General features: G+C 43.8%; 24 protein-coding genes, 5 tRNA genes and 1 pseudogene. 6 read left to right on the top strand and 24 right to left on the bottom strand.

What is annotated here, in order from left to right:
* Positions 1 to 116: 116 nt before the first annotated feature.
* The gene (locus tag SALPA_RS19610; protein WP_145097838.1) at positions 117 to 869 is read left to right on the top strand and encodes an AAC(3) family N-acetyltransferase; all 753 of its coding nucleotides are present in this window, start codon (positions 117 to 119) and stop codon (positions 867 to 869) included.
* 210 nt (positions 870 to 1,079) lie between these two features.
* Positions 1,080 to 1,928, top strand: a complete 849-nt coding sequence (locus tag SALPA_RS19605; protein ID WP_145097835.1) for a hypothetical protein — start codon at positions 1,080 to 1,082, stop codon at positions 1,926 to 1,928.
* Between the two features lie 232 nt (positions 1,929 to 2,160).
* Here SALPA_RS19605 and SALPA_RS19600 read toward each other — a convergent pair whose 3' ends face one another.
* The gene (locus tag SALPA_RS19600; RefSeq protein WP_145097832.1) at positions 2,161 to 3,438 is read right to left on the bottom strand and encodes a PLP-dependent aspartate aminotransferase family protein; all 1,278 of its coding nucleotides are present in this window, start codon (positions 3,436 to 3,438) and stop codon (positions 2,161 to 2,163) included.
* A 561-nt stretch (positions 3,439 to 3,999) separates the two neighbouring features.
* Positions 4,000 to 4,146 (bottom strand): hypothetical protein, encoded by a 147-nt coding sequence (locus tag SALPA_RS19590; protein ID WP_255451271.1) that lies wholly within the window; start codon positions 4,144 to 4,146, stop codon positions 4,000 to 4,002.
* 424 nt (positions 4,147 to 4,570) lie between these two features.
* Between SALPA_RS19590 and SALPA_RS33300 the strand changes: the two genes are divergently transcribed.
* Entirely contained in the window at positions 4,571 to 4,756 is a 186-nt protein-coding gene (locus SALPA_RS33300; RefSeq protein ID WP_370516740.1) for a tyrosine-type recombinase/integrase, read from the top strand.
* 351 nt (positions 4,757 to 5,107) lie between these two features.
* On the opposite strand, the gene SALPA_RS19580 is transcribed toward SALPA_RS33300, so the two are convergent.
* Positions 5,108 to 5,437: a hypothetical protein gene (locus tag SALPA_RS19580; RefSeq protein ID WP_145097826.1), complete on the bottom strand. Its 330-nt coding sequence runs from the start codon at positions 5,435 to 5,437 to the stop codon at positions 5,108 to 5,110.
* Between the two features lie 6 nt (positions 5,438 to 5,443).
* Positions 5,444 to 6,513: pseudogene (gene recA / locus SALPA_RS19575) on the bottom strand (recombinase RecA).
* 388 nt (positions 6,514 to 6,901) lie between these two features.
* On the opposite strand from recA, the gene SALPA_RS19570 reads away from it, so the two are divergent.
* The gene (locus SALPA_RS19570; RefSeq protein WP_186451146.1) at positions 6,902 to 8,947 is read left to right on the top strand and encodes a methyl-accepting chemotaxis protein; all 2,046 of its coding nucleotides are present in this window, start codon (positions 6,902 to 6,904) and stop codon (positions 8,945 to 8,947) included.
* A 90-nt stretch (positions 8,948 to 9,037) separates the two neighbouring features.
* Here the strand turns inward: SALPA_RS19570 and SALPA_RS19565 are convergent, their stop codons facing one another.
* Entirely contained in the window at positions 9,038 to 9,247 is a 210-nt protein-coding gene (locus SALPA_RS19565) for an AlpA family transcriptional regulator (protein ID WP_145097821.1), read from the bottom strand.
* Entirely contained in the window at positions 9,244 to 9,405 is a 162-nt protein-coding gene (locus SALPA_RS30520; protein WP_222428062.1) for a hypothetical protein, read from the bottom strand. The genes SALPA_RS19565 and SALPA_RS30520 overlap by 4 nt, the downstream gene beginning before the upstream one ends.
* 13 nt (positions 9,406 to 9,418) lie before the next feature.
* Between SALPA_RS30520 and SALPA_RS19560 the strand changes: the two genes are divergently transcribed.
* Together SALPA_RS19560 and SALPA_RS19555 are read left to right on the top strand one after the other, a co-directional pair.
* The gene (locus tag SALPA_RS19560; protein WP_186451145.1) at positions 9,419 to 10,168 is read left to right on the top strand and encodes a site-specific integrase; all 750 of its coding nucleotides are present in this window, start codon (positions 9,419 to 9,421) and stop codon (positions 10,166 to 10,168) included.
* A 210-nt stretch (positions 10,169 to 10,378) separates the two neighbouring features.
* Positions 10,379 to 10,813 carry a hypothetical protein gene (locus SALPA_RS19555; RefSeq protein ID WP_222428061.1) on the top strand — a complete coding sequence of 145 codons (435 nt, stop codon included), beginning with the start codon at positions 10,379 to 10,381 and terminating at the stop codon, positions 10,811 to 10,813.
* Between the two features lie 170 nt (positions 10,814 to 10,983).
* Here SALPA_RS19555 and SALPA_RS19550 read toward each other — a convergent pair.
* From SALPA_RS19550 to SALPA_RS19465, 18 genes are all read right to left on the bottom strand, one after another.
* A tRNA-Arg gene (locus SALPA_RS19550) sits at positions 10,984 to 11,059 on the bottom strand.
* A gap of 20 nt (positions 11,060 to 11,079) precedes the next feature.
* Positions 11,080 to 11,153, bottom strand: a tRNA-Gly gene (locus SALPA_RS19545).
* A gap of 30 nt (positions 11,154 to 11,183) precedes the next feature.
* Positions 11,184 to 11,260, bottom strand: a tRNA-Pro gene (locus tag SALPA_RS19540).
* Positions 11,261 to 11,366: 106 nt separating this feature from the next.
* A complete protein-coding gene (locus tag SALPA_RS19535; protein WP_145097812.1) occupies positions 11,367 to 11,930 on the bottom strand; it encodes a Fe-S-containing hydro-lyase in 564 nt (187 codons plus the stop codon).
* 13 nt (positions 11,931 to 11,943) lie between these two features.
* Entirely contained in the window at positions 11,944 to 12,789 is an 846-nt protein-coding gene (locus tag SALPA_RS19530; protein WP_145097810.1) for a fumarate hydratase, read from the bottom strand.
* Positions 12,790 to 12,802: 13 nt separating this feature from the next.
* Positions 12,803 to 14,032, bottom strand: coding sequence for an NADP-dependent malic enzyme (locus SALPA_RS19525; protein ID WP_145097807.1), 1,230 nt, complete (start codon positions 14,030 to 14,032; stop codon positions 12,803 to 12,805).
* Positions 14,033 to 14,133: 101 nt separating this feature from the next.
* Positions 14,134 to 15,180: a [citrate (pro-3S)-lyase] ligase gene (gene citC, locus SALPA_RS19520; protein ID WP_145097804.1), complete on the bottom strand. Its 1,047-nt coding sequence runs from the start codon at positions 15,178 to 15,180 to the stop codon at positions 14,134 to 14,136.
* A gap of 29 nt (positions 15,181 to 15,209) precedes the next feature.
* The gene (citF, locus tag SALPA_RS19515) at positions 15,210 to 16,757 is read right to left on the bottom strand and encodes a citrate lyase subunit alpha (RefSeq protein ID WP_145097800.1); all 1,548 of its coding nucleotides are present in this window, start codon (positions 16,755 to 16,757) and stop codon (positions 15,210 to 15,212) included.
* A 3-nt stretch (positions 16,758 to 16,760) separates the two neighbouring features.
* Positions 16,761 to 17,630, bottom strand: coding sequence for a CoA ester lyase (locus SALPA_RS19510; protein ID WP_145097797.1), 870 nt, complete (start codon positions 17,628 to 17,630; stop codon positions 16,761 to 16,763).
* Positions 17,630 to 17,923: a citrate lyase acyl carrier protein gene (gene citD / locus SALPA_RS19505; RefSeq protein ID WP_145097794.1), complete on the bottom strand. Its 294-nt coding sequence runs from the start codon at positions 17,921 to 17,923 to the stop codon at positions 17,630 to 17,632. Before citD ends, SALPA_RS19510 begins: the two co-directional genes overlap by 1 nt.
* Positions 17,924 to 17,993: 70 nt before the next feature.
* Positions 17,994 to 18,917, bottom strand: coding sequence for an alanine-tRNA synthetase second additional domain-containing protein (locus SALPA_RS19500; RefSeq protein WP_255451270.1), 924 nt, complete (start codon positions 18,915 to 18,917; stop codon positions 17,994 to 17,996).
* A 26-nt stretch (positions 18,918 to 18,943) separates the two neighbouring features.
* Positions 18,944 to 20,188 (bottom strand): methylaspartate ammonia-lyase, encoded by a 1,245-nt coding sequence (locus SALPA_RS19495; protein WP_145097791.1) that lies wholly within the window; start codon positions 20,186 to 20,188, stop codon positions 18,944 to 18,946.
* Between the two features lie 105 nt (positions 20,189 to 20,293).
* Positions 20,294 to 21,745, bottom strand: a complete 1,452-nt coding sequence (locus tag SALPA_RS19490; RefSeq protein WP_145097788.1) for a methylaspartate mutase subunit E — start codon at positions 21,743 to 21,745, stop codon at positions 20,294 to 20,296.
* Positions 21,746 to 21,767: 22 nt separating this feature from the next.
* Positions 21,768 to 23,150 (bottom strand): methylaspartate mutase accessory protein GlmL, encoded by a 1,383-nt coding sequence (glmL, locus tag SALPA_RS19485; protein ID WP_145097785.1) that lies wholly within the window; start codon positions 23,148 to 23,150, stop codon positions 21,768 to 21,770.
* Positions 23,151 to 23,165: 15 nt separating this feature from the next.
* A complete protein-coding gene (gene glmS, locus SALPA_RS19480) occupies positions 23,166 to 23,576 on the bottom strand; it encodes a methylaspartate mutase subunit S (RefSeq protein WP_145097782.1) in 411 nt (136 codons plus the stop codon).
* Between the two features lie 6 nt (positions 23,577 to 23,582).
* Positions 23,583 to 24,560 carry a GntR family transcriptional regulator gene (locus SALPA_RS19475; RefSeq protein WP_145097779.1) on the bottom strand — a complete coding sequence of 326 codons (978 nt, stop codon included), beginning with the start codon at positions 24,558 to 24,560 and terminating at the stop codon, positions 23,583 to 23,585.
* 206 nt (positions 24,561 to 24,766) lie between these two features.
* Positions 24,767 to 24,843: transfer RNA gene (locus SALPA_RS19470), tRNA-Met, on the bottom strand.
* 57 nt (positions 24,844 to 24,900) lie between these two features.
* Positions 24,901 to 24,976 (bottom strand) — tRNA-Asn (locus SALPA_RS19465).
* Positions 24,977 to 25,114 lie beyond the last annotated feature (138 nt).

Genomic DNA, 25,114 nt, shown 5'->3' with positions numbered 1-25,114 from the left:
AAACCAGCCCCAGCCCCAGCCCGGCCGCCATTGCAGCTTATAAATAGTAACCCCAGGAATGCTGAGAACTCTACTCATTCCAGGGGTTTACAGACAAATTGAGAGAAGGAAATAATATGATTACCCGTGATGAAATCGAAACCAGGTTCCGTGAGCTTGGCTTACAAAAAGGCATGTATATTGAAATCCATAGTTCTCTCAGCAGTTTTGGTAAAGTCGATGGTGGTGCCGAAACAGTAATTTCCGCATTGAAGAATATTGTTACACCGGAAGGCGCAATTATTATGCCTTCATTTCCCATGTCAAAACCATTTGAACTCACAGAAGATGATAAGCAAAGAGGTTTAACCTGCAAAATAAAAATATTAGATCCCACTTTTAGCGAAAGAACCGGCATGGGGATTATTTCAGATACGTTTCGGCAAATGCCTGATGTAATAACCGGCGAGGGAATGCATAGAGTATCGGCCTGGGGTGCGGAACAGGATAAGAATAGCGAAGGATTATCAAATCTACACGTTAAAGATGGATACGGCTTATTATTAGGCGTCGATATATATAAGCTCACTAGCATGCATTATGTAGAAGATAATCTTCCATCGGAGATCCAAGACATTTTTAGGCCGACAGCTGAAGTTCAACGTTATTACCCCAAAGAGCAATGGTATATCGAAACCGGGAAACCTCCCGAAAAGGCTTGGTACAAGATACAAGATCAAGCATATGCCAGAGGCCATATAAAAGATATCACTATCGGAAAAGCAAAGTGTATGTTTTTCAAAGTTAATAATATAATAAATCTTTATAAAGATGCACTGGCAAGCGACGCTCTAGGTTTATATGGAATTAAGAAAAGTTCTCGGCACTAGCCGGTTTAAGTCTACTGAATTTAAACACCTAGGACGGAACTTCACCCCCACCGAGAAAGTTACTTTGTCAGTTGTGACAAAAAGCAAAGCAAGTTTGTAATTCGAGCGAATCTAACATCAAAGGCCAGCAGCCACACTACTTATGCTTTCGTTGTCGATGCCTCAGAGTTCTAGGCATTTAAAACTGCTCAGATAAAATAGGAGAAAATAATGGGAAAGATACAAGGATTGGATTATTACTTACAGAGTTTTTCTTGCAGAGATATGATTGCTGATAAATGCGTATCTTTACTTCAATCCGATATATCTGGTGGACGCATTACAAAAAATGATATTGATAGTTTAAAGGATTGCAAAGCAACTGAAATATGGATTAGTGGATTAACTCAGGATACATTCGAGTACTTTATTGAAACCTATGGGCACCAATTCAAAATTATATGTTTCTGGAAGTGCCCTTTAATAGCTGATTTCAAAAAGCTGGAAACCATTATAAATATTGAGTATTTGATATTTTTTTGGAATCAGCGCGTTACTCATCTTTGGGATTTATCAAAAAACTCAAAATTAAAAGGTCTTAGTTTTGACGACTTTACAAGGATGCACACGTTAGAAGAAATCCCCTTAGCACCTAGTTTAGAAGAGTTGTATTTCGGAGATAAGATATGGAATAAGTATATTTTAGATTCTTTAACACCGCTTTCACGCACAAAAAATTTAAAGACACTTATTTTTTCAGCTAAAAAAATTAATGACAATGATATTACTCCACTTGCAAAAATCGTGAAATTAGAAAGGTTAGAGTTTAATGGTAATTTGTTTTCAACTGAACAAATTGCATGGTTGACAGCAAATACTGTTAATATCACTTCATCTGTACTTGAACCTTACAAAAAATTGAAGAATCCGCTTAAAACTGAGAGAAAGACAAAGGATGTTTTAGTTATCGGTAAACGAAAACCATTTTTGAATTCACAAGAAGATAAGGTACGTCTTGAAAAATATGAAAGGGAATTTAATGATCTAGTGAACAAGTACCGGGGAAACGAATGGACGTAATTGTCCTGCAACTTTTAACGTCATGTGACGGCATTATTTAATAGCAATTGTGCCAACAAAACCCTTCCTATAAACCGGGAAAGCCAGCATACTGCTGTTTAAACACTTAGGGCGGGATCTTAGTCTCGCCCCCTATCACCTGTAGCAGAGTATGTTCACCAACAGTGAGTAACAGACTACTCCAAGCCGGCAACAGCCTTTTTCGGCCTGCCGCTCCCAACAGCATATTTATTTACGATAAGCACCCTGTCGCTTGATTGAGATCACGCAAAAGATCTTGGTATTCTTCGAGTCCGGCGTGGAAACGTAAAACATAACCATCCGGCAGGGGTGTGACTTCGCGCTTGGCATGCACTGGCAATACCAGCGACAAATGCCCGCCCCAGCTTTCGGCAACCCAGAACAAGTGTAGTGCATCGACAAAATCCTCTATATGTTTTGCCGATATTTCCGGATGGAAAACGACGCTAAAAAGGCCATTCCCTTTGCCGAAATAGCGTTTAAAACGTTCGTGATAAGGTGAGGTTTCTAAAGTCGGCGACAGGACGGCGGTGACGAAAGGCTGTTTCAAGAACCAGTCGATCAGCCGCTGTGCGGTGTCGGCGTGTTGATTGAGACGTTCTTCTGTAGAATCAATTCTATGATAAAGCCGCGAGCAAGTCGTTGGTGCGACCGCACCATTACCGGTTGCGCGCAATTCGTCGGCGATGATCTGCATGTCTTGTGGGTGCTTGGCGATAACAATACCCGATGGAGTATCACCATATCCACCTTCGTATTTAGTTGTCGCTTGCACAACAACATCTATACCATGTTCAAGCGGTATAAAACGGACGTGGCTTGCCCATGTGTTGTCCATAACAGTACGTAACTTCGCATTTTGTGATGCAGCTATAATACCATCGATGTCGGGGATTTCAAAAGTACCGCTGCCCGGAGCCTCGATATAGACAATCAAGTCTTCGCGTTGAGGATATTCGATACGCGCTTTTAATAGGGCCGAGCTAAATTCATCTGTTGAAGCGCCTGATGGATATCGGATTTGGGTTATACGTCGTCGGTTCAGGAATCGGATCATTGGCCCATATACATTGTCAGGGATAAGAACCGCTTTTGGTGAAAATGCGTCTAAAGTTGTCGCAATCGCAGATAATCCCGAGGGACAGATGACGGCGCTATGACCTTTATGAAGCGCCGCAATTTTTCTACACACAACATCGGCTTCGGGCGTCTGAGGAACGCCATATTCCGCCCCGCCATAAGGTGCTCTGCCGCATTTGTCCGCTAAACGATAGGTCTCAAGATTAGGAAACAAAACTGAACTTTGCCCCCAGGAACCAGTTTGCGAAAAGCGGGCTGCTTCGCCAAGGCCAGATGGATTTGGATGTCCACAAGCCATATAGGGATCGACAACAGGCTCTTGTAAGAGTCGTGTTTTATGCATGCAGAGCGCGAGAAACGCACGTCTTGCTTCGGATTTGATTGAGGATTCTACTACTTTGCCGTCCATAGGAAATTCGCCTCCAAACCTTGTCACATAAATTTATGGTTCTTTAATGACTATGCTAGGTAGATTTCAACCCAATAATCCGAATACCCTTTTAAGAATCCAAAACAATCTAACTTACCCTATTGATTTTTTTGAGTTTTTCTTAGTGAAGTCTGTTTGTACATCTGCCGTTTTAATTTCGGCTTTTACTTCTCCCCTCTTAAAATGCTTCCCTAATACAAGTTTGGACAGATAGTTTGGACCCTTATCCAGCTCGCAGTATTCGTCGGGTACCAGTAAACTGAAAAAACAAGCTGTACGACTCGAAATCATGCAGCTACCTTGGCCACCTACGTCCCCGTTACAGACTCAGCAACTACCTTTTTTGGCCTACCCCGCCCGACAGCATACTTATTACCCACCGGACCACCCCGGCCGCCACAATTACTGGCGGCATTCTTATTGCCTTTTGGAGCTCCATGGCCGGCCGCATTCTTATTCCCGGGCGGAGCTCCGCGTTTTCTCCTTTGTTCTATGGTGCTTCACTCCTCGCCGGCCTTAGTGTAGATATTCAATCCAATCTTATAATCCGTCTCCGGTACCGACCTGATTACCTTCACTGCTGGCCACAATCACATTCTTACCGCTGCTGCTCTTTCCATAGCGCTTGCTCAGATCCACTGTGATTGTTAGAATGTCGCCGGCTACTTCCATCTTTACATTTTTCATTATTATCTCTCCCATTTTTAAGCCCCTGGCGGGCTTCTTATATTTTACTGGACAATTAAAAACCTATATACTTAATAACTCGCAGCTTTACGGGCGGGAAACGCACTCATGTGCACACTTTTTTATGCATCTTATTTGCATCCCAGCCAGGGTGCATTTTTGGGGTGCAAAGGGTACATGCAAAATTCATCGCCGCGGCCTACTGCAATTGCCTTTTCAGCTTCAAAAAACCTTAACTTTTCTTAACTCAAAATACCATATTATTTGTGTCGGTTTCTGAAATTCGCTAACTGCTCATGTGCACTATTAAATACATCGCTGTTTACACATTCATATGAAAACTCCGTTAGTATCAGCGCTCCCTTATTACCGCAGCGCTCCTATATTATATGGAACGCTTCCCTATTGAAATGGAGCGTTTTTACTGGACCATATTTCACCACATAGCTTTAGGCATATGGCTGCCAGCTTTTTAATAAGGAGCGGGGTAGATATTCGCACTGTTAGCGCCAAACTCGGTCACGCTCGTACATCCACCACTACAGATATATATGCACATGTAATACAGTCGGCTGAGCAGCAAACCGCTGACATTATGGAAGCTTCTTAGAGAAGAGTACACTTGAAGGTAAAAATGCTATAGAGAAACGAAAAAAGCAGGCCAAATAGCCTGCTTAACTTTTGATATCTTTGGTATTCTTTTGTATGCTTTTTTGAAAATAAACGGCAAATAAACGGCAACTTGACATAATTAAAGGGCTTGCATCACCCGCAAACCCTTTATTTCTCTGGCACGCCTGGTAGGAATCGAACCTACGACCAACCGCTTAGAAGTGTGAAAAAGTGGGCTTTAAAACCTTGCAAATCCAGTAAGTACGTGATTTATCTTTAGCAAAAAGCCGTAAAATTATTAAAAAACATGGTTAATTGCACACCAATTGCACACCCAATTTTACTATAATTACGCGACTCGAACTTTACGTTTTCTCTGTAAATGAACTATCTTTGACGGTATATGCAATCTTACTACATCTTTTATTTCGTGTGGCAACCAAAAAATTTCTTTAATATCCCTAATGTCTTGTGAATCTAATTTTCCATATGGCAGACTGGCGCTCACATGTTCTATTATAATGCCATTTTCATGTTCTGTGGTAGCCATGATTAATAAATTTCCCATGAAAAAAGCACCATTTTCTTGATTGGGAACATGATTGCCATAAAATAAACATTCGGCTTCGTCTGGATGACGGATAACTCCTGCAGCTATTATTTCATCAAAGCTCCGCATCGTATGTTACGCCTCCTCTGTTAAGCTGTAACTTGCTTCTTCGTCGGTGTTATCCTCAGGAGTAGAAGTTCCTGTCGGCATTTCCGCGCCGCCCGCTATCTTATCCCTGATAGCCTGCTCAATTTCGTTTGCAAGCTCCGGATTTTCTTTTAGCATGATTTTTACGTTTTCCCGACCTTGCCCCAATCGATTTGCTTTATATGAAAACCAAGCGCCACTCTTGGCAATAATATCCAAATCTACTCCTAGATCAATCAGACTGCCTACCCGCGAAATACCCTCGCCGTACATAATATCAAACTCGGCTTTCTTAAATGGCGGAGCAATTTTATTTTTAACGACTTTTACCCTAGTCCGACTGCCAACAACAACATTGTCTTGTTTTAGTGCCTCGCCTTTCCGGACATCCATCCGAACAGAGGCATAAAATTTTAAGGCCCGGCCCCCTGTAGTTGTCTCAGGGTTACCAAACATAACACCAACTTTTTCCCGTAATTGATTAATAAAAATAATTGTGGTTCGAGACTTACTCACAAAACCTGTTAATTTACGCAAGGCCTGTGACATTAGCCTAGCCTGAAGGCCAACATGTGAATCGCCCATATCGCCATCAATCTCACTCTTTGGCACCAGGGCAGCCACAGAGTCAATAACAATAACATCTACCGCTGCACTGCGCACCAAGGCCTCTGCGATATCAAGTGCTTCTTCTCCATTGTCAGGTTGAGAAATCAGTAAATTATCTATATCAACGCCCAGCCTTTTCGCGTAGGTCGGGTCAAGTGCATGTTCAGCGTCAATGAACACAGCAACGCCGTCCATTTTCTGCGCTTCTCAATAATATGCAGGGCTACCGTAGTTTTACCCGACGATTCCGGGCCAAATATTTCAATCACCCGGCCACGCGGTACACCGTCAACGCCTAAAGCCATATCGATCGGCAGGCAGCCGGTAGGGATTACCTCCACATTCATTTGCGCGGCAGCTTCGCCCAGCTTCATGATCGCGCCTTTACCGAATTCTTTTTCAATGCCGCGTAATGCGTTTTCCAGAGCCTTTTCTTTGCCCATTTCGATATTCTTTTCGAATTCCTTGTTTTTGTCGTTAGCCATAGTAACACCCTCCCCGCAGAACATTTGTTCGGTATTACTATACCATAGAACATTTGTTCTGTAAATACATAAACAATATCTTCTAAAGTATAATTGAGACAGCACGATAAATAATTCCTTTTTATTTTTTGTAAATAGGAGGGATTTATTGCTATTTTGTAGTAGTAAGTAGTAATTACATAACTTATAAAATGAGTATTTCATAAAGCCTATAATACTTTTTAAATATCATCCACTCAGCCTGATTAGAGCTTAATTAGTAAGAATATTAGCAATATCTTTTTATAAAGTAAAAAGTAGAAATCAAGTTTTTATCTGTAATATAAAATATTTTACTAGGGAGATGACTATCATGAAGTTCACTCAAAGTATCCGGTTTCAGCTAATGACCCTAATCGGCGCCTTAGTTGTCGGCACATTGCTACTCGTATCCTGCACGGGGTACTATTTTTCTGAGAAATCTCTGCGCGAAAGCCTAAATCAGACAGAAGAAGCAGTAGTATCTAAGGCTGTCGCCCATGTCCAATCAGAGCTTGCATTATCTATGTCTCAATTGCAGGATCTCGCTAGTATAGCAAGACTGCAAAGCGGCGATAAAACACAAATTCAGCCGGCCCTAAAAGAAGCACAGCAGCGCCTGGATAAATTCGATGACATTTCTTTTGCTTCTCCAGATGGCATGTTGATTAATGCGGCGAATTTCACGGTTAATGTCAGTGAACGGGAATTTTTTAAAAAAGTAGTAGCTACAAAAAAGCCATATATTTCTGAGGTATTTCTGTCCCGAGGTACTCAGAAGCAGTCTGTATCATTATGTATTCCCGTCATGCGTGGGAATGAATTTATCGGCATCCTGTTTGGCAATTATTCTTTGGATAAATTAATTCCAATTGTACAAGATATTAAGTTCAAGCAAAAAGGGTACGGTGCTTTGCTTGACAACAACGGCATCTATTTGGCACATCCCACCCGCCCGGAAATTCCTGGCAATATGAACGTCAAAACCGGTGAGATATCCGCAGAACTGAAGAATAAATTAAACATCACCGAAGGGATTGACCCTAGGCTAAGCACCGCTTTTGCAGAAGCAGCTGAGAAAAATGGTCATGTTGCTGTGCAATACAAACCGAATACATCCGGTGTCGAGCAAATCGGCTCGTTTAACCCAATTGACTTGCCTGGCGGCCAACGCTGGTTCTTATTGGTGACAACGACTGAAGCCGATGCCGCCAGTGAAACTACAACCTTATCAAGACTTTTATTCGGAACTTCCTTTTTTTGTTTCTTACTTGCATTAGGCTTCACTTTCTGGCTTAGTCGATCGTCTGCCCGCCCGATTTTACGCATCAATCAAATTGCTAAAGAAATTGCCGAAGGTAAATTAATAAACCGGACAAAAGCATTCCATACCAAGAATGAGATAGGAGAATTGGAAGATAGTATGCTGCTTATGAATCAAAATTTGCGCAGCCTAGTACAGCAAGTTCAGTCTCAGTCCGATCAATTAGCCGCCTCCAGCGAGGAACTAACAGCCAGCGCTCAGCAATCGGCCGATGCCGCCAATCAAGTTGCCGGATCCATTACTGAAATTGCTCACGGCGCGGATCTGCAATCAGAAAACGCTGACCAAATCCAAGGTATCGCTCAAAATATGACAGAGCAAGTAACTCACATCTCTCGATCAGCGAGTAATGTATCCAATACAGCTGCCGCTACTACCCAGTCGGCTGAACAGGGACAGCAGATAGCGGAGCAAGCGGTAAAACAAATGAATGAGATTGGTCAAAATACTGCCGCTACGCAGGAATGTATAACCGAACTAAGCAACAGCTCCCGGGATATTCGTGAAATGGTCACTCTTATATCTTCTATAGCGGGACAAACCAACCTTCTGGCCTTGAATGCCGCTATTGAAGCAGCTAGGGCCGGTGAACAGGGACGCGGTTTTGCCGTGGTAGCGGAAGAAGTCCGCAAATTAGCGGAAGAATCCAATCAGGCAGCTCAACAAATCGGCACCCTGGTAGCAAAAAACGAGACCAATCTGAATCAAGTTGTTACCACCACCCAAGCGGGAGCCACTGGTATTGAAGTTGGTGTTTCCTTGGTGCATAATACAGGAGAAACCTTTAAACAAATTGTAGATGCAATTCTTCGACTTTCTGAGCAAATTTCAGATATTACTAGTGCTATCCAGCAGATTGCCGATGGCAATCAAACACTGGTCGACGTTATCCAGAAGATTGATATGGCTAGTAAACAGGCGGCATCCGAGACGCAGACTGTTTCTGCAGCCACAGAGGAGCAATCGGCATCCATGGAAGAAATCGCAGCCTCTAGTCAATCATTGGCAAAATTGGCATCCGATCTTCAGGATGCCATTGGCAAGTTTCAAATTTAGATTTCAAAATTAAATAAAAAACTTCCTTCTGAAACCAAAGTAGGCTGACAGAAGAAATAAGCCCCCGGCACACGCCAGGGGCTTTGCTACTTATATCGGCTTTATCCTTTTCATTATATCTGACTTCCAGAACAGTTTATCTCTGTCCCACTTCTTAACCGGTGTCAGCTTCCCGCGTTTAATCAAATCATCAATGTTTTGCCGGGAGCAGCCGAGTATCTCCATAGCTTCGCGTGTCGTGACTATATTATCAATAATAAACAGGATTAAATCTTTTTCCGATTCGAATTCGTATTTCATTTGTACCACCTATACACAATATGTTTTACTACAATCAATATCAAGGCGATCACCATCAATACATCGGCTGTCATTTCGAGTCCACCCACTGGTTTCCGAGAGGAAAAATATAGAGCGGCCACCACAATAAATAATACTTCCGTGTTAAGCCATTTCATTTTATCAAAAGAGGTGATATACTATCTCCAAGGAAGTTGGGGAGGTTTCCCTCCCCTTTCCCGGTGGCTCATCTGCGCTATAAAGTGGGGCCTATGCTCTGCTAATCCTTGCGAACGTACCGACACACCAAAAGCCACATCACCACATATTACCGTATATAATGAACAGACACTATCTGAATTTCTGGCCAAACTAGACGCCGAAGAAACAAAGTATCAAGCGCTAATACTGCTGGCACTATCAACAGGCATGAGACGCGGAGAATTATTCGCCCTTAAATGGAATTCAATAGACATTGACCGAAATATATTAAAAATACGCCATACCCTACAATATATATCAGGTGAAGGGCTAACCCTTAAAGAACCAAAAACCGAATTATCCAGCCGTATAGTATCAGCCCCGCCCACTGTTATGGCTATATTGAAACGCCATAAGGCAGAACAAGCTGCAAAAAGGCTAAAACTAGGTGGCACAATAGAAAAGGGCGGGAAATGGGAAGGCGCAGAAGAACCGGAAAACGATTTTTTATTCTGTACCTGGAACGGTAAAGCAATGCACCCCGACACATTGAATAATTGGCTTAGTAAATTTACAGAAGCAAATAACTTGCCACACATATCGCCGCATAGCTTTAGGCACATGGCGGCCAGCTTCTTAATCAAAAGCGGCGTAGACGTTCGCACAGTATCCGGTAAACTAGGACACGCCCGAACTTCTACCACTACCGATATTTACGCTCACGTAATACAATCGATATAATGGCAGGCATATTAGCAGATAGTAAAGCTAAAGGAAAAGAGATATTGGAGAAACAAAAAAAGCAGGCAAAATAGCCTGCTTTTTCGATATCTATTATAAAATGATATAATAATTCTGACTCTATTTGGAAGGGGTTAGTTTGAAAAAATGCACAATACAACACGATCTAAAGCACTATTTTGGATTATATTTCTCCTTATAACTTGTTTTATGCTTTCGCTTCTGTTAGACATTGGAACAAACATTCACACTGCAATAAAACTAAAAAAGTACGGTGTAGAAACGATCGCAACTATTAGCGAATATGAACCCCAAAATGGACGTGTAAGTAAATTCTGGCAAAAATACACACAAACAGAAACCAGACACATTCATGCAATTACATATGATGGATTCACAAATAATATTGAACTAGATCACCAGTATTCTCTTACCAGTAGAATACCAGTAATTTATGACAAAGATGATCCTAGCGTTGTTTGGATTAATACCATTCCCCGATCTACATGGAAGCTGATATTTACTAACATGAAGATTATAGGGTTCACTAAAGGCGACATATTAAATATTCTTTTTTATACCGGTTTGGGAGTAGTAGCATTCTTCATATTAATTAAGGCTTACTTTAAAGATGATAGCCTATAACGGAAAGAGCAAATAAAGTTTTTTAAAGCAGGCCAAATAGCCTGCTTAACTTTTTGTATCTTTATATATTTTTAGTGTTTATTTGTAGTGTTTTTTGAAAATAAACGGCAAATAAACGGCAAGTTTACCATAACAAAAGGCTTCCGATTCCTCGGAAGCCTTGATTTCTCTGGCACGCCTGGTAGGAATCGAACCTACGACCAACCGCTTAGAAGGCGGTTGCTCTATCCGCTGAGCTACAGGCGCATATGTTATTAGACATAAAATGGAGCGGGTGAAGGGAATCGAACCCTCGTAGCTAGCTTGGAAGGCTAGTGCTCTACCATTGAGCTACACCCGCAACAATGACTTTTTTTATCCTAAGATAAAGTGGTCGGAGCGGCAGGATTCGAACCTGCGACCCCCTGGTCCCAAGCCAGGTACTCTACCAAACTGAGCCACGCCCCGTAGTCACAAAATATATTATACTGATATTTCATTTGTTTGTCAAGCAGGGTTTCAAGGATTTTTTGGATGCCGCCAAGCCTTTGGTTTTGCGGCATCCAAAGATTCATTAGCAATTGATCGTACGGTATTTTTCTTGACCTTGTTCATAGAAATTTCGACCTTCGCTGTCAATAACAACAATTGCCGGAAAATCTTCCACAGTTAAACGAGCCAGTGCCTCAGGACCAAGATCCTCATACGCCAAGACCTCATATTTTTTTATAGTTTTGGCAATCAGCGCAGCCGCACCACCGGTAGCGGCAAAATATACGGCACCATGTTTTTTCATAGCCTCAACAACAGCCGGGGAGCGGTAGCCTTTGCCGATCATCCCCCGCAAACCTTCCTCAAGCATGCGCGGCGCATAGGCATCCATACGACTACTGGTAGTTGGTCCTGCTGATCCAATTGCCTGACCGGGTTTGGCAGGAGTTGGGCCAACATAATAGATAATTTGATCTTTAAAGTCAACCGGAAGCTTTTCACCTGCGGCCAAGGCTTCCACCATGCGTTTATGTGCGGCATCCCGTGAAGTATAAATGGTTCCGGTAATAAGAACAAAATCACCGGCTTTAAGCTTACGGGCTTTATCCTCGGTCAACGGAGTTGTAATTTTTATTGTATTTTCCATCTCTAATACCTCTCTATAACTCAACTTCAGCATGGCGGGTGGCATGACAATTGATATTGATCGCCACTGGCAAGCCCGCTATATGAGTTGGATAGTATTCGATATTAACAGCAAGTGCCGTTATCCTTCCGCCAAGCCCTTGCGCCCCTACGCCTGTTTGATTGACTAGACTTAGGAATTCTTGTTCAAGTTTAGCATATTCAGGATGGGAATTTCGCTGATTGACAGGACGAATTAAAGCTTTTTTAGCTAAAAATGCCGCTTTCTCCATCGTACCGCCGATACCAATACCAACAACAATTGGCGGACAGGGATTAGGACCCGCATTAAAAATAGTGTCTACAAGAAACTTCTTAATTGCCGGCAAGCCATCTGAGGGCTTGTACATTTTGAGTGCACTCATATTCTCACTGCCAAAACCTTTAGGAGCCAGAACAATCTTGATTTTATCACCAGGAACGATAGTGGTATGTAATACCGCCGGCGTATTGTTGCCGGTATTTTTACGGTTAAACAATGGTTCTGAAACCACTGATTTTCTTAAATAACCTTCGGTGTAGCCCTTAGCCACTCCCGCATTAACGGCATCAGACAAGCTGCCGCCAGCAATGTGAACGTCTTGGCCAATTTCCATAAATATGACAGCCATCCCCGTATCCTGGCAAATAGGAACTTGTTCGTCACGGGCAATACAGGCGTTTTCTACCAGTTGTCCAATAATAGCTTTCCCCAGCGGCGACTCTTCTTGCTCCTTGGCCGTTTCTAATGCACTGCGCATATCGTCAGACAAATAATAATTTGCATCGACAGCAAGCTTGGCAATAGCCTCTGTGATTTGTGAAGCATCAATTGTACGCATTCTTCCTCCTAACTTAACGGTTATGCTTAATCCGTTCAGCTGTTCTTTTACGAATTTCTTCAGGATCAACTTTGATCCGGGCTACCCCTGTCTCCATCGCAGCCTTAGCAACAGCGGCAGCAACAGCAGGTGCAATACGTGGATCGAAAGGATCAGGCACAATATAGTCTTCTCTGAGCTCATTCTCAGGAATCAAACTACTAATCGCCTTAACGGCCGCAATCTTCATAGCTTCATTGATTTGACGGGCTCTTACATCAATGGCTCCCCGGAACACTCCGGGAAACACAGTTACATTATTTACTTGATTGGGAGCATCAGAGCGTCCTGTCCCAGCTACTCTGGCTCCGGCAGCTTTGGCATCCTCATAGCTTATTTCTGGTATCGGATTGGCCATGGCAATCACAATAGAATCCGGGTTCATGCTTTGGATAATATCTTTGGTAAAGGCCCCTGGAGCCGATACGCCAAGCAATGCATCTGCATGTTTGGACACAAATTCCAGATTGCCCTCTAGTTTAGTTAGATTAGTGACCTTAGCTAATTCAGTCTGAACACGGTTAAGGCCTGTCATACCTTTGTGCAGCGCGCCATGAACATCAACCATAAATACATTTTTTGCACCAGCATTAACCAGCAAACGTCCAATGGCAGTACCGGCAGCGCCAGCACCATTAACAACAATCTTCGCCGTTGCCAGCTCTTTTTTCACAAACCGCAGTGCCCCCATTAGCGCCGATACTGCAGCAATAGCTGTTCCATGCTGGTCGTCATGGAAAACCGGAATATCCATTTGTTCTTTCAACGCATCTTCAATGTCATAGCACTTTGGTGAGGATAAGTCCTCCAAATTAATTCCCGCAAAAGTAGGCTGCAAAAGTTTAACTGTTTCAATGATTTTATCAGGATCTTTGGTGTCAAGACAAATAGGTACAGCATCAATATCACCAAACATCTTAAATAAAACAGATTTGCCTTCCATTACCGGCAGAGCTGCTTCCGGTCCAATGTCGCCCAGGCCTAAGACGCGGGTACCATCAGAAACAACGGCAATCATATTGCCCCGGCAGGTAAGTTCAAAAGACAACTCTTTGTTGTCTTTTATTTCCATGCACGGTTTTGCAACTCCTGGCGTATAAGCCAAACTAAGGTCATGCCTGGATGATAATGGTACTTTAGAGGTTACTGCCAATTTTCCTTGATTATCACGGTGAAGTTTTAATGCTGCTTCGCCTATATCCATTTATTATAAGCCCCCTATTTTGGTAACAATTCGCTTTTTCTCCTATAGTAAGCAAATTACACATTATATATGCTATATTGTACCTGTCATTGCATTATTTTTCAATGCCGCGAATCCACCGCTTTAACAGTAGCAAGCACTGGCTGAGCTTCTGGCGAGATTAGATACTTGTATGTAGTATCAGGAACCAGCTCTTTAATCGCCGGCCAGTTATCCTGACGGATGAACTCTCGTACCTGTGATGCACTGATAACCTTGCCACCAACAGTAATACGGGGGATAGTCTCAAGACCAATCCCATATTGCGGCAGAATATCAGCCAAGGCGTCATTATAGCTGCCGGTCGTTGCGCAATAAGGTTCCTCTCCCACATAACGCCTGGTAACGCCCAGCGCTGGAGCAATGTAGCGGGCAAATATTGTGGCATCAAGACGTGTCTGCGCTATAACAGTAGCTTCTCCACGCGTAAAATAGCCAGGAAAGGTTGCTGCGGAAATAATGTATTTACCGGCAGGCAACACTAAAATATTGCTGAATTCAGCCAGTCCCTCCCGCACCAGGCGCAAGCGGACAGCAAAGGGAAACAACGAGCGTTCTTCACTGACAACAAGCACGACAACAGCTTGGTTATCTTGGGCTGCTTTAGCGATTACAGCCTTGTGCCCCAATGTAAATGGATTACAATTGACTACTAGTACGGCCCTTGGACCAGACGGCAAGCCTTCGACTTTGCGGGATATTTCCCGGCAATACTCGTCAATTGAGCCTATCCCGGCCTCCAGTAGTATAGCATGTGGCTCACTACGGGCTAACTCCTTAAATCCTAATGCACTAAACATAGGTGCAGCACTGGGTTTCGTATAGATAAAGTAGTGGTAAATACCGCGCTGCCCGGCTTGCTGTATCAGGCGGCTTACCACATCAGCGGTCAAACCCTCGCCCTGCATTTGAGGAGCAACAGCAATATTCCGCAGCACTTCCCCCGCCAGCGAGCCGGTAGCAATCATTTCATTATTTTGATAAAGAGCAATCGTGTAGTCAACAGTAGCCGTAAAAGTAAGATCAAAAGCAGCAAGGAAAGCACGAACACTTTCTACTTCTCCGGGACTATCCAGGTTAATTTCTCGTATATCATAGTTTTCCCACATGCCACACGCCTCCTTAACTGCCAGTGTACTTACTTTGCTTGACGCACTACATCAATCACAGTACCGTCGCGATATTCGACCACAGCCACAATTTTTTCTCCAGTAGTAATATTTTCAGGTATGCCTGCCATTTTTTCCGCCAGTTCCTGTAGTTCTTCTACTGTTTTTAACGGCAAACCTGCCGCCTTAAATTTTTCATAGAGATCGGTACGGTTCGGATTAACAGCTATGCCGCGTTCGGTAACCAGCACATCTACTGTCTCGCCAGGAGTAGTCACCGTTAACACTTGACCCTTGATAATCGGCAGACGACCACGCAGCAGATTAGTGACAATAATGGTCATCTTGGCACCGGCAGCTGCATCACTGTGTCCGCCTGAACCACCCATAACAACACCATCAGAACCAGTAACTACATTAACGTTAAAAGCTGTATCAATCTCAGTGGCCCCAAGCACCACTACATCCAGCTTATTTACAGCAGCTCCCATAGTAAAAGGACTGGCATAATAGTCAGCGCCTACTTCCAAGTGTTTGGGATTGGCCGCTATTGACCGCACAGCATCAAGGTCAAAGCTCTGCACATCAATCAGTTTTCTAAAGAGCCCAGCCTCCAGCATCTCCACCATATAGCCGGTTATACCGCCTAAGGCAAAGCTGCCGGTAACGCCTGCCTCTTCCATCATCTGCCGGACATAATAGGCAGCTGCGAGGGATGCACCACCAGCTCCTGTCTGGAAGGAAAAGTCATCTGTAAGCAAACCAGCGGCTTTAATAACTTTGGCTGTTGTTTCTGCAATTTTAAGACCGACAGGATCGCGCGTGATTTTCGTCGTACCGGAAACAATACCTTTCGGATCACCGATACAATCTACTTTAACAACATAGTCGACACGCGTTTGTGGAATAGAAACAGGGGATAGCGGATAAGGCATCAAATGATCTGTAATAGCGACAACATGGTCGGCATACTGGGCATCAGGAATAGCATAGCCGAGTGAACCGCAGGCAGCAGGACCTTCCACGCCATTTACATTGCCATAATCGTCAGCAGCAGGAGCAGCAATAAAGGCTACATCAATTTTTAGTTGCCCACATTCTATCGCTCGCGCACGACCACCGTGGGTCCGCATCACTACAGGCCGGGGAAATACACCATTGGACACGGCTTGTGCTACCGGGCCCGACATATAGTTAGTGTCAAGCCCTACAACCACACCATTTTTAGCATACTCCACCAGCGGGGCATGTACAGGAAATACCGAGCTCACTGCAACGGTTAAGTTCTTAAGTCCCAACTTAGCAGCAACAGCGAGTACCAGGTTGACAACGCCATCGCCATTTCGTAAATGATGGTGGAAAGAGAGTGTCATGTCATCTTTTATCGGGATTCGTTTAAATACTGTCTCTATATTTTCTACCAGTTTTTGCTCACCAGGCAACGCCCGTTTTACCTTTGGTGCCTGGCGCGGCATATCAGGCAGTGTGGCAAAAGCACCGGCAAAAGGCCGCACCTTACCATATCCTTCAATAGATTCCGGCAGATCACGACCAATGGCATTTGTTAATTTATTCATTAGTTAAGCCTCCTTTGCCAAGCCCAGCAAACGGGCCAGATACAGTATGAGTTCCGCTCTGGCGACAATAGGAGCATCTACCATCTTACCATCAAGCGAAGCTACCCCTGCGCCTTCCGCTTCTGCCTTACGGATCGCTTTAATTATCCGCTCAGCCCAGTTAATATCTTGCGCAGTTGGGTTAAATACGTTATGGATATCATCTATTTGTCGTGGGTTAATGGTCAGCTTACCTTTAAAACCAAGCTGTTTCGCAAGTTGGGTATCTGCCACAAGCCCCTCACGGTCATTAACATCAGTAAACGGGGTATCAATAGACTGGATTCCGGCAGCAGCGGCACTATTCACTACAATTGTCCTGGCGGTAAATATTTCTGTACCTTCCTTCGTACGTTTAGCCCCCAATGACGCCGTATAGTCTTCCGCCCCAAAAGCCAATGCCACTACCCGTTTGTCTGCTTTAGCAATTTGATAAGCTTCAGCAATACCACGTGGGGTTTCTAACAGGGCAATCAGTTTTACCGGTGCTTGCCCTGGTTTTTCAGCAACTGCCACTAAGCGAGCTACTTCCTGTATATCTTCCGGACTTTCAACCTTTGGTACCAAAATGGCATCCGGACAGCAAGGTACGATGGCCGGGATGTCTTTATGTGCAAAAGTATCTAGCGGATTAATCCGTACGACCTTTTCACTGGTACCATAGTCAATAGTTTTCAACGCCTGGGCCACCAATAGCCGTGCAGCATCCTTTTCCTGAGGAGCAACAGCATCTTCCAGGTCAAGAATAATGGCATCAGCCCCGAATACACCACCGTTTTGCAGCATGCCAGGATTATTACCAGGCATAAAAAGCATAGTTCGGCGCAAATCCATTATATCAGCTCCTTTGGGGGAATGACGCCCATCCGGGCAAGAGCAGTCAGCGTTCGTGCCTGAATGGTACAATCAAGCGCCCCTCGATCAACTGCTTTAATATATATATCAGTAACGTTTTGTTCTGCAACGACAGCAGCAATTGCTTGCTTTATCGCTGGGCCGTACTGCGCCAATACAATGCTTTCAAGATCAATAACGACACCGCTTCCCTGAGCACCTGGCGCCATTGTTATCATAATATCGTTAGACTCAAGAGTACCGGCTTGCGCCGGTTTTAATTCATTCATAATAACCTCCCTTAAAGAAAAAAAACTGATTAGAAGCTATAACAGCAATCAGTCTCTAGTCCTTGATGGTGCACTAAAGCATAAAACCATCAAGCGTATCAGACATAGGGCCAACAAGACCAATAATTAGGTATGTCCGGGTCTTAGGGTCATATTTATATTCAGGAATAAGGCGGAAGTTTTCTATTTCCTCCGTATTACGCACATGGGTGCGCGGACCCGAGCAACTCCACGTCATCTCATCAATTTTAATATGTTCTTCATCACAATAGCTAATGTTGATACCTTCGTCAATCATTCGATTCACCTTGCGTTCAACTTCCGGTAACGCTACCGATAATTCCAACGGATATTCCAGTACAAAGCCGTGGTGAACGTCACGATGACGAAATTCCAAGATAGCACCATATTCTTTAACTAAGATACGGTTAGTAAGGTCTTCTGCCGTATGGGCCATTTTTCGGTATTGCAAGGTTTTTACAACAACATCACGTATCTCCTGCGGTATAGGACCAAATATCGTAGGACGTACAACAATAACCTCGCCGCCAACGCCGATGAGTACATCGGCGTTAGTTTTGAGTATGGGGTACAAAAGATCAAAGTGTTCCACAATAACCCGTTTACCATGATCCAGCGCTTGCTGAACGACTTCCGCTAAAACATGAATTTGTGTGAATGCCAGTTCAAACCGAATATCCACATGGTAGGTATGGCTGGAAAAAAAGCCTCTATCAATATTCTTTAAGAGCGGCAGCGGCCGGATATTGACACCGTCATCATCATTGGTGAGTTCCAAACCAGGGAACATACCTTTTACCAGCGAAGACTTACCGGCACCGGCGTCACCAATGACACCAATTAGCCGGTCAAGCGGCGATAAATAGCGTTCGCTTATTTGCTGCCCCAGAATATACATCCGATTGCGGCCACGCGGTGCAAAGTAGCTGGCATACATAAGTTGGTCGCCAAGACCCATAGTAACTGTGGACTTCATCTAACAAGTACCCCCAAATTCTTACATTACTTCCGTGATTTTCTCACTGCAAGAATGCGTTGCATTTCATTATAAACAATCATATAGCCTTCATCTACGCCCATGCCAGGCTTAGCCAGCATTTGTGCTGGTTTGGTAGCCATAGCCACATGCACACACACTTCTGCCGAGCGGTTAGTCTCGTTGCAAGTACCGCCTTGGTAAGCACCAACACCTTTTTTCTGGCAATATAGTACTGCTTCAATAATATTGTTTATGCCACCAAGGTCAGGTGTTTTGATTTGCAGCATGTCGCCTGCACCGTTGTCCGCAAAGTCTTTAATATCCTGCAAAGTATTGCACCACTCGTCAGCCACAATTTCAACCTTGATGTTTTCTTTGTGAAGGCGGGAGGTAATTTCAGCAAGTACTTTAATCTGCTGTTCGCGTTCTTCCACGTCAACAGGACCTTCAATGCGGAGGTGTAAAGGTGCGGCAGCTTTTTCTAACTGACGGAAATATTCCACTATGCGATCAACATCATTTTTGAACGCCAAACCAATAGTTCCATAAACGTCAATGTGCAGTACAGGTGCATAATCAGGCGTAGTTTTAAGCTTCATAATACGATCACGAAGCCAACCAACATATTCTAATAACAATTCGCCGTTTTCACCCAGTTTTTCCTTAACATTATTGATAAGGCCATGAGGCAATACTTCGGCATGTTTAATAATCATCTTGTCAACATTATTATACCTGTCATCACCTGACTGAGTAAAGATAGCAATTCCGGTTTCACTCACCTGAGTCTTATATTCGTCAGCAACAACCTCACACATAAGCTGTTTTTTGGCTTTAGCAACAGCGTCAAGAATGGCTTGGGTCACGCCATAGCGTAGTGCAGTATGAATACGTTTGCCATTTTCGTCATTCAAATTGTCGACTTCTTCGGCCAGTTCTTTGAAGGAATTCAGTTCGCGGCCAATTAGGCGAGGCTTAATCATTTTCTCAATAACCGGGATAAAGTCTTCAGCCAAGAACAACGGGTCACGTCCGCCTGCACCGCTGTACTGAACAGCTGCGCAATCACCATAACCGATTTGGCCATCTTCCACAATGATCATAACCGACACAGCTTCACCAGCCTGACGCACCGCTTTGAAACCGTCAGTAACCGGCTTTCCAATATAGGTAAAGCCATCATGTCCAGCCCCTGCTTTAATAGCCCTTTGATCATCAAAATAAAAACCAGTACGGCCTTTTGAACAAACTACATCAAGTATTTTCATTATCCAAGCTCCTTTATTACCTTTTATTTAGTAAGCAGGCGAGATGCTTCACCCGGCTTTCTCGCCTGCTGTTTTTTATAGTTCGACTATGGATAGATTCTAACTCTAACGCGGACGACCTACCAGATGGCCTTTGGAAATGGCATAAATATCATCAATAACCATTTGGAAGCTAGGCGCACGCCCTTCGGCTTTGGCCCGCTCTGCTATTTTTTCCTGGTGGAAAGCAACAAGGTCGGGAGTAAATGGCAGGTTGCCAACCTCGAACAAACGTACAGCACCGTTATTATCGCGGGCAGGCAGGATTTTATTCAAGCTGAATTTGCTTGGAGCAAATGGTACATCAAGAACACCGGCTTCGAAGGCGCGAACTGAACCAACCGCGTAATCGCCATTACCCAATTCAAATACCTTGTCAAGAATGCAGCGAGTTTCCGCTTTAATGATATTAATTTCTGTCTGCAGCTCACTGGTCAGCGGGAATGCCTGATCTTTGAGCATATTAATCATTTGCTTGGTGGTTCTAAGCCCCTGAGCATTGGCCTCCTTCGTAGGAATACCCAGCGCCTCATGCGGAGTTTTAACAATAACCTTGGTAGCTTTAGCCAGTATTGCCGTTGCTGCGCCCCAGGAAATAACGCCAAAGGCTTTGGCCTCATCCTGTGGGAAACCGCCCATCCACTGATGGAATACGGTAGTAAGTACACAATCGGCATAGCCATGTTTGAGCATATATTCTTCCGCAAGCTGTTCAAGTGCTTTAATAGCTGCAATATCCTGAATTAAATTGCCACATTGACCATAACCTAAGGTAATATTCTTTACCCCTTGCTCAGCGGCCAAAATACCTTCGATAACAGCAACAGCATGGGAAACGCTAGGCGGTACCAAGGTGCCAGTCAGTGGACCAAACGGCTCCCGGTTAATCTCAATCCCATGTTCAGCATACAACCCGATCATGCGATCACAATACTGCCAATCAAAAATTGTTTTTTCCAATGAAACACTTTTAGCATAAGGAATATTATAGGAAATACCGCCGCCTTCATAGGAAGTATAACCAGCAGCAATCGTAATCTCGCCTAGGAGACGGGCATCCGGGGTGCCATGACGAACCTGCAGCGGAGCATCAACACTTTCAACAACCCGGCGTACGCCGGCTACACCATGATTAACGGCCGGAAAACCATTTAGTAACGAGCGACCAGCTTTAAGACTTTCATCAATGCCTTTTTGACAAGCTTCATATTGGTTCTGACGAGTATAGCTGTCAATAGTGGTTGGCAGCAGGTCGGCTTCCCCTTCTTTTTTCAAGAAGTTTAATAGATTAATATGTTCATCAATAAGAGCAACACCAGCGCGCGGTTGGGTCAGTGTTTCACCATTTTTCTTGGCCTTAACCAGACGTTTAGCAAAATGACGCTTGGCAGGAATGGTTTCATGATATTTTACAGCTTCTTCAAAATTAACATCTTTACCAGTCGGCCATTGGTTGAGAACCTCTTGGCGAATGGCATTAAACTCGTCATGAGTCCACTTTTTATTTTTAAGTTCCATGTGGAAAAGCCTCCTCTAATCTCTATTTGTTAACAATATATTTTTTCATCATTCGCACAGCCACTGCTGGATATTCTTCGCCCAACAGCCCCATCGATGCCATAATGTAGTCCTTGTCAATAAAAAACTCAGGCTGCTGAGGCTTAAGTACTTGAGGGGTGGTTTCATCAAACACAATGCCCTTCAATATTTCCTCAGGCTTATGATGGTTGACAATAACCCCGCCAGTGCCAATTACAGTGGCCACTTTGGTCAAATCCTTACCTGTCTGAACAAGGCTTGTACCAAAAGGCGTAAAATAGGTTTCCAGATGACCAACATGCCTATCTGCGCTCAACCGTACACAGGCTTTACCCATAGCAATCTCAATACTGTCTTCTGTATCTGTTTGTGGCAGATGGTCAATATCGGCTTCCACTTTAGCAGCATAGGCAACTACTTCTTCCGGCGAAGTTCCAGCATAACTGGCAATCATCTGAGCTCCGGCTGCCCTTAGGAGCGCCCCGGCACTATAACGCATTCCCAAATCACCCTCAACTGTACGTTTGCCAAAAGGCTCAGACAAACCTTTGAGCGACACCCCGCCAGCTGTAGGATCACCTTTGGCGATAGAATACACATCAGTAGTAGCCCCACCAATATCCATGACCATCAAATCGCCCAGTCCCGGCTCTCCGTCCCCGCCTTGACTTAAAAGTTCAGAGGCTGTAAGAACGGCGGCTGGTGTTGGCATAACCAACCGGTCAACCATTTTATTCGCGCGATTTAATCCCTTTGCTTCGGTTATCCGCTTTAGAAAAATGTCACGAATAACAATACGAGCGGGCTCAATATTGAGTTCATCCAACTTCGGCATGACGTTTTCAGTAGGCCGGACTTCCGTAAGCTTTTCTGATAGAATTTTGACAACTTTGGGTGTAACCGATTTATTGCCAGCTACCACCACTGGTACATCCATTTTCAGTCCGGCGAGCAGTTCGGCATTATGCATAATAACTTTCTGATTGCCACCATCAGTCCCGCCAGCAAGAAGAATAATATCAGGCTTTAATTCTTCGATTTCTTCGATCTCATATTCACTTAGTTCGTGAGTAAATACCTTTAGCACCTTAGCACCAGCACCTAATGCGGCTCGTTTGGCTGCTTCGGCAGTCATCTCCGGCACTAAGCCAACAGCTATCATCTTCAGTCCACCCGCAGCGCTTGAACAACCTAATACTTGGCCAAATTCAAGCTTACCTGTTTTCGCAAATAAGTCCGACAGCGCCTGCGTGAGACCATCCATAATATCTGTTTCAACCGTTGTGATACCCCTAGCTGTGCCTAATACTTCTTCCCGATCAACATCTACTGCCGTAATTTTGGTATAAGTACTACCAAAATCAATAAGTAAAATGTTATTCAAAGCACAAGACCCCTTTTATTTCAAGTCCTCTTTCATGTCTGCAATCACTCTGTCAGGTAATGTACCTGGTTCATACACACGATTATATCCCATGTCGAGAAACTTTTTCTCAACCTCGTTAAAGTCTGTTTTACCAACAACCAGGTTGCCACCAACATAGAGCATGATATCTTCAATACCGGCTTCGCGGCAACGATCTCTTAATCCACGACAATCTATTTCACCATGACCATAAAGCGAAGCTACCAGAATTGCTTTTGCATCAGTTTCAATAGCTGCGTTAACAAATTCTTCCTGTGGAACCAGAACACCGAGATTAATTACTTCATAACCGGCTGCTGTTATAGCATGGTTGAGGATTTTGTTGCCAACAGCATGACAGTCAGCTCCAATTACACCTAATACAACCTTTACCTTATCTGCCATCTTTCATTACTCCTTTGCTTTATCAGTCTCGGCAACCAACCGGCTAGCAACCTGCTGGAGCGATCCCTGGTCGATTTCATAATAAAAAGTGATGATATCCTGTGTTGCACTTGCTACTTGACGCACGACATTCTGCAAATCCCAGGCAGTAATAACCACATTATAGTTGACTATAGCTGCCCTTATTTGTTCCCGGTCTTCCCCGAGATAAGGCATTAGCTTAACAGCGTTACACCCAATCTTAGCAAGAAGTTGTTCTAAAGCATCAATAAAGCCCTGTGTTTTGGCAATAACAGCCACCTCACTATCAATCGGCAAACGAGCCAGTTTGATTACCGCCTCAAGGTTCGGCGTGGTAGCCACAGCCATCAACTTGGGACTGTTGCCAAGAATCTCAGCAACTGCGGCCTGATGATCCATTGTTGTTACCACTAAATCACAAGCCTCAAGATACTCAGTTCTTACAGCACCTGTTGATAATTGGAGCAGCGTAACCGCTTCAAAGTGTGCATTAGCTACTTGCCCAAGCTGATCGATAAAGCGTTCACCATACTCCTGTGTCCCCTCTACGACAACCACCCTGAGTTGACGGGTTGCCAGTTCCCGTTCTTTGGCACGAATGGCAGTAATAGTAGCAAATTGCTCAACAGTAAAGCCAAGCTCAACCACCTGCGTCATAGCTGAGTCAATAACCTTGAGTGCCCGTTCAAGTCGGCTACCGGCAATGTCGGCACCAGCCGATGTTATATCTGCCGTCTGGGTACGCACAAAAGTACCTCGCCCTTGTTCGGAATCAAGAATCCCTTCCAAAAGCAATTCTTTATACGCAGCACTGACAGTGTTACGACTAATTCCTAGCATCTCCGCTAATTGACGTTCGGCAGGCAGTTTATCACCGGGCTTGTAATAACCCATTTTTATTTTGTCTAGAACATACGCTTTTACTTGCAGATAAATAGGTACACCAATTTTTTGTACAATCACATTTATCATCCTAACCAATTGGATTAATGGATTAATCCAATTTTATTCTACAATATTATTATTACATAGCATGTGCAAAAAAGCAATAAAATTCTACGGAAAACTACTTTGCTAATTAATTACAGCTGACGGCAATAATAAAATATAGAAAGAGGCTATGTTGAAACTTAGGTTTCAACATAGCCTCTTTCTATCAGATAAGCAATTGGTGGCGGCGCAGGGATTTGAACCCCGGACACTTCGGGTATGAACCGAATGCTCTAGCCAACTGAGCTACGCCGCCATTATATATATTTAGATTATAGATGCCAAACGAGCTGCCTCGTTTGGCATCTATAAATGGCTCCTCGAGTAGGACTCGAACCTACGACAAATCGGTTAACAGCCGATTGCTCTACCAACTGAGCTATCGAGGAATATAAATTAGGTAAACATCTTGCTAAATTATGTTCCCTAAAAACTTCACAGAAGAAAGACTGCGCATTAGGATTAATCTATTAGTTCGTTATCTTCATTCGTTGCTCATTCGAACACTCGAACTTCGATCACCGAAC

This window comes from Sporomusa sp. KB1 (assembly GCF_007830295.1).
GTDB lineage: Bacteria > Bacillota > Negativicutes > Sporomusales > Sporomusaceae > Sporomusa.
Note: the sequence above shows the minus strand (reverse complement) of the source record. Positions and strands in the feature narration are given on the sequence as shown.